Origin of the sequence: Streptomyces cellostaticus (genome assembly GCF_023630175.1) — a bacterium.
GTDB lineage: Bacteria > Actinomycetota > Actinomycetes > Streptomycetales > Streptomycetaceae > Streptomyces > Streptomyces cellostaticus_A.
The window spans coordinates 1-9,121 of sequence record NZ_JALLIN010000087.1; the positions used below are offsets into that span (position 1 = coordinate 1).

Consider the following 9,121-nt stretch of genomic DNA (forward strand, 5'->3'; position numbering starts at 1 on the left):
ACCGGCGCCGCTCCCCGTGCGGGCCGCGCGCGACAAGCGGGCCAACCCGGCCGAGGCCGCACCGGGCATCGGCGCCGGGCACCGGGCGGTGGTCGAGTCCCACGCGGGTGTCCTGCCCGTCCCACGCGGCGGCGGCGCCGTACGCGGCACGATGGGCAAGCCCCGGCTGCCCCGCCGTCGCGCCCAGGAGCACATCGTCCCGCAGCTGCGCGGGGGTCCCGCCCCGCGTCAGGACGCCGACGCCGTCGCGGGCCACGACCCCGGGCTGATGGCCGCCTTCCGGCGCGGCATCGGACTCGCCGAGACGCAGGAGCCCGGGCAGACGGATCCGCGGCCCGTGGTCCGGCAGCACGCGTACTCGCCCGCGGCCGACGGCACCGGCCACCCCGACGGGAGCGCACCGGCCGGATGACCCGCGTCCCCAGCACCACGGGCCCCGCCCGCCCCATCCCCAGCACCTCCAGCGCTGCCGCTGGTCCTCGTACCCCAAGGAGTCGATCCACCATGGCGAGCCATGCGCCGACCGCCCAGGCAACCGACCTCGACTGGCTGCTGAGCGGCCTCGTGCAGCGCGTACCGCACACCTCCAGCGCGGTGCTCCTGTCCTGCGACGGACTGGTGAGGTCCGTGCACGGCCTCGATCCCGACAGTGCCGACCACATGGCGGCCCTGGCCTCCGGCCTGTACTCCCTCGGCCGCAGCGCGGGCATCCGGTTCGGCGACGGCGGCGAGGTCCGGCAGGTCGTCGTCGAACTCGACTCGACGCTGCTGTTCGTCGCCACGGCCGGATCCGGCACCTGCCTCGCCGTGCTGGCGGGTCGCGAGGCCGACGCCGCCGTGCTGGGCTACGAGATGGCGATGCTGGTCAAGAGCGTGCGTCCCTACCTGGTGACCGCGCCCCGCCACGCCGCCGAACCCACGGCGACGAGGCCTTGAGGGTGGCCGCAGCCGGCGACGGGCCCTGGCTCGACGACGCCGCCGGACGGCTGGTGCGCCCGTTCACGGTCAGCAACGGCCGCACCGAGCCCAGCATCGCCCTCGACCTGATGTCGCAGGTGATGTCCACCGGCGTCACCCCGCTCGGCTACCTCGGCCCCGAGCACGCCCAGGCGCTCGAGGTGTGCCGCGCGCCCGTCCCGGTCGCCGAGGTCGCCGCGCACCTGAAACTGCCCGCGGTGGTCACCAAGGTGCTGCTCTCCGACCTCGTCGACTGCGGGGCGCTGACCACCAAGCCTCCCGTCTTCCACCACACACCCACTGACCGCTCCCTGCTGGAGGCAGTGCTCGATGGACTACGACGACAGCTCTGACCCGTTCCCCACCGCGCTCAAGATCCTGGTGGCGGGCGGGTTCGGGGTCGGCAAGACGACCTTCGTGGGAGCGGTCAGCGAGATCGCCCCGCTCAGCACCGAGGAACTGCTCACCACCGTCAGCGCCGCCACCGACAACCTCGACGGCATCGAGAACAAGGTCGAGACGACGGTCGCCATGGACTTCGGCCGGATCACCCTCGATCCGCGGCATGTGCTCTACCTGTTCGGCACACCGGGGCAGGAGCGGTTCTGGTTCATGTGGGACGAGCTGTCGGAAGGGGCGCTCGGCGCGGTCATCCTCGCCGACACCCGGCGCCTGCAGGAGTGCTTCGCCGCGGTGGACTTCTTCGAGGAGCGCGGCCTCGCGTTCATCGTCGCCGTCAACGAGTTCGACGGCGGCTACCGCTACGACCCGCAGGAGGTGCGCGCCGCCCTCGACCTGGATCCCGGCATCCCCGTCGTCCCCTGCGACGCCCGCATCTCCAGCTCGGGTGTGCAGACCCTGCTCACCCTCGTGCGCCACCTCATCGCCCACGCCCCGGCACCCGCGCCGAGCCACGGCGCCCACATGTGATCCAGCCATACCGCCCACGGAGCCGCCATATGAGGCACGTCCACAGCGCCGGAGACCGGTCATGAGCTACGAGCCGCCCCGTCCGGTCCGGGGTCTGCTGCTCACCCCCGAGGACACCGAGGCCCCCGCCCGTACCTCCAGACTCCGCGGGCTGGGACTCGGGGAGCGGCCCGAACCCGCCCTCGACGCCTTCGCGGACCATCTCGCCCGGCTCACCGGCGCGCCGTACGCCATGGTCAACTTCGTCGGCGCGGACCGCCAGTTCTTCGCCGGCCTGCGCGCCCCGGTGCCCGCTCCGGTGGTCCGGGACGACGGCAGCAGGCCCGCGGTCGGCCGCGTACTGCCGCGCGACCACGGCTTCTGCCCCCATGTGGTGGTCCGGCGCAAGGCCCTGGTCCTGGATGACGTCCGCGACTACCCGCGCTTCGCGGGCAACCCGGTGGTCGACGAGTACGGCATCCGCTCCTACCTCGGAGCCCCGCTCCTCGACAGCTCCGGCATGGCGCTCGGCACCGTGTGCGCCGCCGACGTCGCACCGCGCCCCTGGGGCAGGACCGGGCTGGAGACGATCAAGACACTGGCCGCCGAACTCGCCGCGCACATGGAGGGATCGGCGCGGGACGGGCTGCCCCTCTGAGCGGCAGCCCGCCGGATCGGGGTGCGCGGCGGAGGCCGTGCCCTCCGGTGCGTGAAGGAAAGCTGAGGCGGCGGTTAAGAAAAGATCGATGGACCCCGGCGCGCGCGTACGGCAGATTGCAGGGTGATTCCACCCCTCTGACCCGGTGCGGGCCCCTTCGGCGTGCCCGCGGGCCGGGCCTCACCCACAGGAGCCGTTGCGTTGAAGGCGCTGGTCAAGGAGAAGGCGGAGCCCGGGCTCTGGCTCACGGACGTACCGGAGCCCGCCATCGGTCCCGGTGATGTGCTGATCAAGGTCATGCGGACCGGTATCTGCGGCACCGACCTGCACATCCGGGCCTGGGACGGCTGGGCGCAGCAGGCGATCCGTACGCCGCTCGTGCTGGGGCACGAGTTCGTCGGGCAGGTCGTGGAGACCGGCCGCGACGTCAGCGACATCCGGGTCGGCGACCGGGTCAGCGGCGAGGGCCACCTGGTGTGCGGCAAGTGCCGCAACTGCCTCGCCGGGCGGCGCCACCTGTGCCGGGCCACCGTCGGCCTCGGCGTCGGCCGGGACGGCGCCTTCGCCGAGTACGTCGCGCTGCCCGCGTCCAACGTCTGGGTGCACCGCGTCCCCGTCGACCTCGACGTCGCCGCGATCTTCGACCCGTTCGGCAACGCCGTGCACACCGCGCTGTCGTTCCCGCTGGTCGGCGAGGACGTCCTGATCACCGGCGCCGGCCCGATCGGCCTGATGGCCGCCGCGGTGGCCCGGCACGCCGGCGCCCGCAACGTCGTCATCACCGACGTCAGCGAGGAGCGCCTGGAACTGGCCCGCAAGATCGGCGTGAGCCTCGCCCTGAACGTCGGCGCGACCACCATCGCGGACGGGCAGCGGGAACTCGGGCTGCGGGAGGGCTTCGACATCGGCCTGGAGATGTCCGGCCGCCCCGAGGCCGTGCGGGACATGATCGCCAACATGACGCACGGCGGCCGGATCGCCATGCTCGGCCTGCCCGCCGAGGACTTCCCCGTCGACTGGGCCCGCGTCGTCACCTCGATGATCACCATCAAGGGCATCTACGGCCGTGAGATGTTCGAGACCTGGTACGCGATGTCGGTCCTGCTGGAGGGCGGCCTGGACCTCGCCCCCGTGATCACCGGCCGCTACGGCTACCGCGACTTCGAGGCGGCCTTCGCCGACGCGGCCTCCGGCACCGGCGGCAAGGTCATCCTCGACTGGACCGCCTGACCCCCGGCCCGGTCCGCCTCCCGGCGCGCCGCCGCTGCCGGGAGACCGGCGCGCCCCCTCGGCCCACTCGCCCCCGCACCTGATGGAGTCCCTCATGTTCAACTCGGTTCGCGACGACCTGCGTGCCACCCTCGACGAGATCCGTGCCGCCGGTCTGCACAAGCCCGAGCGGGTCATCGACACCCCGCAGTCCGCGACCGTCAACGTCAGCGCCGGCGGCCGCCCCGGCGAGGTCCTCAACTTCTGCGCCAACAACTACCTCGGCCTCGCCGACCACCCCGAGGTGGTCGCCGCCGCCCACGAGGCGCTCGACCGCTGGGGCTACGGCATGGCCTCGGTCCGCTTCATCTGCGGCACCCAGGAGGTGCACAAGGAGCTGGAGGCCCGCCTCTCGGCCTTCCTGGGCCAGGAGGACACCATCCTGTACTCCTCCTGCTTCGACGCCAACGGCGGTGTCTTCGAGACCCTGCTCGGCGAGCAGGACGCGGTGATCTCCGACGCCCTCAACCACGCCTCGATCATCGACGGCATCCGCCTGTCCAAGGCCCGCCGCTTCCGCTACGCCAACCGCGACCTCGCGGACCTGGAGGCACGGCTGAAGGAGGCGACCGAGGGCGGCGCCCGGCGCAAGCTCATCGTCACCGACGGCGTCTTCTCCATGGACGGCTACCTCGCGCCCCTCGCGGAGATCTGCGACCTCGCCGACCGCCACGACGCGATGGTCATGGTCGACGACTCCCACGCCGTCGGCTTCGTCGGCCCCACCGGCCGCGGCACGCCGGAACTGCACGGCGTGATGGACCGTGTGGACATCATCACCGGCACCCTCGGCAAGGCCCTCGGCGGCGCCTCCGGCGGCTATGTCGCCGCCCGCGCCGAGATCGTCGCCCTGTTGCGCCAGCGCTCGCGCCCCTACCTGTTCTCCAACACCCTCGCGCCGGTGATCGCCGCCTCCTCCCTCAAGGTCCTCGACCTGCTGGAGTCCGCCGACGACCTGCGCGTCCGGCTCGCCGAGAACACCGCCCTGTTCCGCCGCCGGATGACCGAGGAGGGCTTCGACATCCTCCCCGGCGACCACGCCATCGCGCCCGTCATGATCGGTGACGCGGCCGAGGCCGCCCGAATGGCCGAACTGCTGCTGGAGCGGGGCGTGTACGTGATCGGCTTCTCGTACCCGGTCGTCCCGCAGGGCCAGGCCCGCATCCGCGTCCAGCTCTCCGCCGCGCACTCGACCGAGGACGTGGACCGGGCGGTCGCGGCGTTCGTCGCCGCCCGCGCCGAGCTGGCGGTCTGACCGGCGCGTACATGGGGCGATAATGGACCCCATGATCGAAGCGCGGCGGCTCCACATCCTCCGTGCGGTGGCCGACCACCGCACGGTGACGGCGGCGGCCGCCGCGCTCTACCTCACCCCCTCCGCCGTGTCCCAGCAACTCACCGCGCTGGAACAGGAGACCGGCCACCGGCTGGTCGAGCGGGGCGCCAAGGGGGTGCGGCTCACACCGGCCGGCGAGATCCTGCTCAGCCACACGAACGCCGTCCTCGCCCAGCTCGAGCGGGCCGAGGCCGAGCTGGCCGCCTACGGCTCGGGGGAGGCCGGCACGGTCACCGTGGCGGCCTTCGCCACCGGCATCGCCGAAGTGGTGGCGCCCGCCGTGGCCCGGCTGGGCTGCTCGGCGCCCGGCATACGGATCCGGGTCCAGGACGCCGAGGGCGACGCCAGCCTGCCGATGGTGCTGGACCGGCAGGTGGATGTCGCCGTCGCCGTGGAGTACCGGGGCGCCCCGGCCGCCGACGACCCCCGGCTGACCCACGTGGCGCTGTACGCCGAGCCCTTCGACGCCGTCGTCCCCGTGGGCCATCGGCTGGCCGACGCCGACGAGGTCCCGCTCGCCGAACTGGCCAAGGACCCGTGGATCGGCCCGTACCCCGGCAATCCCTGCCACGAAGTGGTCGTCCTGGCCTGTGAGAGCGCCGGCTTCCAGCCCCGGCTGGAACACTCCTCCGACGACTTCCGCGCCGTGGTGGCCCTCGCCGCGGCCGACGCGGGTGTGGCCCTCGTGCCCCGGTCCGCCCTGCGCGGCATGGACCTCGCCGGCGTCGTGGTCCGGCCGGTCGACGGTGTGGCCCCCACCCGCCGGGTCTTCGCGGCGGTCCGCCGGGGCGCCGAGGGACACCCGCTGATCCGGCCGGTGCTGGAAGCCCTGGGGCGGGCCGCGGGTGTGAGCCTTCCGTAACCCGGCCGTCTCATATCCGGGATAGCGTCCCGGATATGAGAACCGAAGCCCCCGACCCCGTCGACGCCCGGATCGGTGCCCGGCTGGCGGAACTCCGCGCCGGGCACGGCTGGTCCCTGGGCGAGCTGGCCGAACGCAGCGGGGTGAGCAGGTCCACCCTCTCCCGGGCCGAGCGTGCCGAGATCAGTGCCACCGCCTCCCTGCTCAACCGCCTCTGCCACGTCTACGGACGCACCATGTCCCAGCTCCTCAGCGAGGTCGAGGCGGAGCCGGCCCCGGTGGTCCGGGCGGCCGACCAGCAGCTGTGGCAGGACCCCGCCGCCGGCTTCGCACGGCGGTCCGTCTCCCCGCCGCACGGCGGGCTGCGCGGCGAACTGGTGGAGGGCCGGCTCGCCCCGGGCGCCGACATCGCGTACGACCGGCCGCCGGTGCCCGGCCTCGAACAGCACCTGTGGGTCCTCGACGGCACGATGGTGGTGAGCGTCGAGGACGTGACCCACTCCCTCGGGACCGGGGACTGCCTGCGGATGCGGGTCTTCGGCCCGACGCGGTTTCGCTGCCCCGGCCCCCGCGAGGCACGCTACGCGCTGGCGGTGGTGCGGCCATGACGGTGCTGCGCTGGAACGAGGCCCGGATGCGCGAGCGGTGCCAGGAACTGGCCGGCCTGCTCGCCGACACCGTGGATGGGGGAGCCTCGGTCGGATTCCTCGCGCCGCTCCGGCCGGCCGAGGCTGCCGGCTGGTGGCGGGAGCGGGCCGGCGCCGTGGCGGCCGGACGGCTGGCGGTGTGGGCGGCCGTGGACGGCGCCGACCGGGTGGTGGGTACCGTCGGCCTGGCGCTGCCGGACAAGCCCAGCAGCCGCCACCGCGCCGAGATCGTCAAGCTCATGGTGCACCGCTCCGCGCGCGGACAGGGCCTCGGCCGCAGGCTCCTCGCCACCGCCGAGCACGCGGCCGTGTCCGCCGGCCTCACCCTGCTCCACCTCGACACCGAGACCGGCAGCCCCGCCGAGCACCTGTATTGCTCGGCCGGCTGGACCCCGGCCGGCACCATCCCCGACTACGCGGTGAGCCCGTCCGGCGAACTGCGCCCGACCACGCTCTACTACAAGCGGGTCGGTCCGCCCGCCGGGTGACTGTCGGTGGCGGGGGCTAGTGCTGTGACCGGAAGGGTTTGCCGGAAGGCTCGCGGCGTCCGGTGCGGTGCGGCGCAAGGCGGAGCGTCGTCCGCGTACCGGACGTGCTCGGGTGATGCGACGACGCGGCGCGGTGCCGTGCCGGGCGCCGCGAGCCGGTGAACCTTTCCGGTCGCAGCACTAGCGTGCGTGGCATGCCGGATGCCGAAGACGTACGCCGTATCGCCCTGTCCCTGCCGGACACCACGGAGAAGACCGCCTGGAGCATGCCCACGTTCCGGGTGGCGGGGAAGATGTTCGCGACCCTCCCCGAGGACGAGACCTCCATCGCCGTGCGCTGCCCGAAGGAGGAGCGCGACGAACTGGTGCTGGCCGAACCGGAGAAGTTCTGGATCGCCGGCCACGAGGCGCAGTTCGCCTGGGTCAGGGCGCGGCTCGCCGCACTGGACGACGAGGCGGAGCTGCGTGACATCCTCACCGACTCCTGGCGCCAGGCCGCGCCGCCCCGGCTCCTGGAGTCCCATCCCGGGCTGGGTGCGCCCGGCGCCCCCTGAGCGCGGCCCCTGCCGGTGGCTCGGCGGGGGTCCGGGCACTCGCTCCGCCGAGGCGCGCGGTCCCTGGTCACCGATAACGGATGCGCGACCACCGACCCGAGTGCGGTATGGTTTCCCTGCGCGTTTCGACCGGGGAAACCCCAGGTCAAACGGCACCGGGACGTGGCGCAGCTTGGTAGCGCACTTGACTGGGGGTCAAGGGGTCGCAGGTTCAAATCCTGTCGTCCCGACTGGAGACAGTCGCAGGTCAGGGCCGGGTTCGGAGACATCCGAACCCGGCCCTTGATCGTTCTCGGGGACCAGTGCAGCCGGGCACCGCGACTGCGCAGTGGGCGACGCCGCCGCACCCGCGACGACTTCTCGCCCCCGACCGGGGGAGCGGGTCAGGGCGCGGTCACCGGCGTAGTGGCGCACGCCGTGTTGCGCCCCCCCCGGCCGGGCCTGGGCACGACTGCCGGACGGTCCGAGACCGTCACTGATCGCGGCCAGGCCAGGGTGGGGAGGACACCGCGCGGTATCAGGTGGTGGCGATGAACCGGTTCACGATCTCTGCGAATTCGGCGCCCCGGTCCTCCTGGAGGAAGTGCCCTCCGCCCTTGACCACGGCGTGTTCCTGGCCCTGGCAGCCGGGAACGAGCTTTCGAAAGACGCGATCGGCGCCGTGGCTGATCGGATCCTGGTCACTGAACGAGCAGAGGAAGGGAGGGGTGAAGCCCTGAAGGGTCTGCCAGGCCCGGCGGTTCGGTTCGGCGGCAGGATCGTCCGGGGACACGGGTACGAGCAGCGGGAACTGCCGCGCGCCCTCCTTGAACGTCTCGTCGGGGAACGGGGCGTCGTACGCGGCGACGGTCTCGGGCGCGAGATCGGTCGTGCATCCGCCGTTGACGATGTCGCCCACACGGAACTCGGCGGTGTTCTGGCTGAATTCGCGCCATGCGAGGAAGGCGTCCCCGGGCTCGCGGTCTCCGGTGGGAAGGAAGGTGTTGGCGACGACGACCCGAGCGAAGCGGTCGGGCGACTCCGCCACCAGACGCAGGCCGATGAGCCCGCCCCAGTCCTGGCACACGAGAGTGATGCCGCGCAGGTCCAGGCGGTCGAACAGGGCTTCGCGCATCCAGTCCACGTGACGCTGGTAGGTGTATTCCGAGCGCGGGGCCGGCTTGTCCGACCTGCCGAAGCCGATGAGGTCGGGAGCGACGCATCGGTGGCCCGCTGCGGAGAGAACCGGGATCATGTGCCGGTAGAGGTAGGACCAGGACGGCTCCCCGTGAAGGAGCAGCACGGTCTCGCCCGAGGAGCCGTCGCCGTCGTCGACATAGTGCACCCGCAGCGACTCGGCGCCGTCGCCCGCCGCCACTTCGGTGTAGGAGGGGGCGAAGGGGTAGTCCGGTAGGCCGTCGAAGCGTTCATCAGGCGTACGCAGGATTCTCATGGGGCGACT

At 72.9% G+C, this 9,121-nt stretch carries 11 protein-coding genes, 1 tRNA gene and 1 pseudogene; 12 read left to right on the forward strand and 1 reads right to left on the reverse strand.

Annotation, left to right across the window (positions count from 1 at the left end; all coding sequences use genetic code 11):
- The 12 genes and pseudogenes from MXD57_RS30725 to MXD57_RS30780 all read left to right on the forward strand — a co-directional run.
- Nucleotides 1–412: pseudogene (locus MXD57_RS30725) on the forward strand (ATP-binding protein); the annotation flags it as partial.
- Between the two features lie 92 nt (nucleotides 413–504).
- Nucleotides 505–936 carry a roadblock/LC7 domain-containing protein gene (locus MXD57_RS30730; protein ID WP_250405476.1) on the forward strand — a complete coding sequence of 144 codons (432 nt, stop codon included), beginning with the start codon at nucleotides 505–507 and terminating at the stop codon, nucleotides 934–936.
- Between the two features lie 2 nt (nucleotides 937–938).
- A complete protein-coding gene (locus MXD57_RS30735) occupies nucleotides 939–1,310 on the forward strand; it encodes a DUF742 domain-containing protein (RefSeq protein WP_250405478.1) in 372 nt (123 codons plus the stop codon).
- Nucleotides 1,288–1,887 carry a GTP-binding protein gene (locus MXD57_RS30740; protein ID WP_250405479.1) on the forward strand — a complete coding sequence of 200 codons (600 nt, stop codon included), beginning with the start codon at nucleotides 1,288–1,290 and terminating at the stop codon, nucleotides 1,885–1,887. Before MXD57_RS30735 ends, MXD57_RS30740 begins: the two co-directional genes overlap by 23 nt.
- Before the next feature lie 61 nt (nucleotides 1,888–1,948).
- Nucleotides 1,949–2,524, forward strand: coding sequence for a GAF domain-containing protein (locus MXD57_RS30745; RefSeq protein WP_250405481.1), 576 nt, complete (start codon nucleotides 1,949–1,951; stop codon nucleotides 2,522–2,524).
- A 201-nt stretch (nucleotides 2,525–2,725) separates the two neighbouring features.
- The gene (gene tdh / locus MXD57_RS30750) at nucleotides 2,726–3,754 is read left to right on the forward strand and encodes an L-threonine 3-dehydrogenase (RefSeq protein ID WP_250405483.1); all 1,029 of its coding nucleotides are present in this window, start codon (nucleotides 2,726–2,728) and stop codon (nucleotides 3,752–3,754) included.
- A gap of 94 nt (nucleotides 3,755–3,848) precedes the next feature.
- On the forward strand, nucleotides 3,849–5,048 hold the full coding sequence (locus tag MXD57_RS30755) for a glycine C-acetyltransferase (RefSeq protein WP_250405484.1): 1,200 nt from the start codon (nucleotides 3,849–3,851) through the stop codon (nucleotides 5,046–5,048).
- Between the two features lie 31 nt (nucleotides 5,049–5,079).
- Complete coding sequence (locus tag MXD57_RS30760) at nucleotides 5,080–5,991, forward strand: LysR family transcriptional regulator (RefSeq protein WP_250405486.1); 912 nt, start codon at nucleotides 5,080–5,082, stop codon at nucleotides 5,989–5,991.
- 35 nt (nucleotides 5,992–6,026) lie between these two features.
- On the forward strand, nucleotides 6,027–6,599 hold the full coding sequence (locus tag MXD57_RS30765) for a helix-turn-helix domain-containing protein (RefSeq protein ID WP_250405487.1): 573 nt from the start codon (nucleotides 6,027–6,029) through the stop codon (nucleotides 6,597–6,599).
- A complete protein-coding gene (locus MXD57_RS30770) occupies nucleotides 6,596–7,126 on the forward strand; it encodes a GNAT family N-acetyltransferase (protein ID WP_250405488.1) in 531 nt (176 codons plus the stop codon). The genes MXD57_RS30765 and MXD57_RS30770 overlap by 4 nt, the downstream gene beginning before the upstream one ends.
- A gap of 194 nt (nucleotides 7,127–7,320) precedes the next feature.
- Nucleotides 7,321–7,680 (forward strand): MmcQ/YjbR family DNA-binding protein, encoded by a 360-nt coding sequence (locus tag MXD57_RS30775; protein ID WP_250405490.1) that lies wholly within the window; start codon nucleotides 7,321–7,323, stop codon nucleotides 7,678–7,680.
- Between the two features lie 156 nt (nucleotides 7,681–7,836).
- Nucleotides 7,837–7,910: transfer RNA gene (locus MXD57_RS30780), tRNA-Pro, on the forward strand.
- Nucleotides 7,911–8,197: 287 nt separating this feature from the next.
- Here MXD57_RS30780 and MXD57_RS30785 read toward each other — a convergent pair.
- On the reverse strand, nucleotides 8,198–9,121 hold a 924-nt coding region (locus tag MXD57_RS30785), incomplete at its 5' end, for a haloalkane dehalogenase (protein WP_308290974.1).

Coding starts and splice junctions, on each gene's coding strand:
- MXD57_RS30730 (WP_250405476.1), top strand. CDS start 505: ATGGCGAGCCATGCGCCGACCGCCCAGGCAACCGACCTCGACTGGCTG.
- MXD57_RS30740 (WP_250405479.1), top strand. CDS start 1,288: ATGGACTACGACGACAGCTCTGACCCGTTCCCCACCGCGCTCAAGATC.
- MXD57_RS30745 (WP_250405481.1), top strand. CDS start 1,949: ATGAGCTACGAGCCGCCCCGTCCGGTCCGGGGTCTGCTGCTCACCCCC.
- MXD57_RS30755 (WP_250405484.1), top strand. CDS start 3,849: ATGTTCAACTCGGTTCGCGACGACCTGCGTGCCACCCTCGACGAGATC.
- MXD57_RS30760 (WP_250405486.1), top strand. CDS start 5,080: ATGATCGAAGCGCGGCGGCTCCACATCCTCCGTGCGGTGGCCGACCAC.
- MXD57_RS30765 (WP_250405487.1), top strand. CDS start 6,027: ATGAGAACCGAAGCCCCCGACCCCGTCGACGCCCGGATCGGTGCCCGG.
- MXD57_RS30770 (WP_250405488.1), top strand. CDS start 6,596: ATGACGGTGCTGCGCTGGAACGAGGCCCGGATGCGCGAGCGGTGCCAG.
- MXD57_RS30775 (WP_250405490.1), top strand. CDS start 7,321: ATGCCGGATGCCGAAGACGTACGCCGTATCGCCCTGTCCCTGCCGGAC.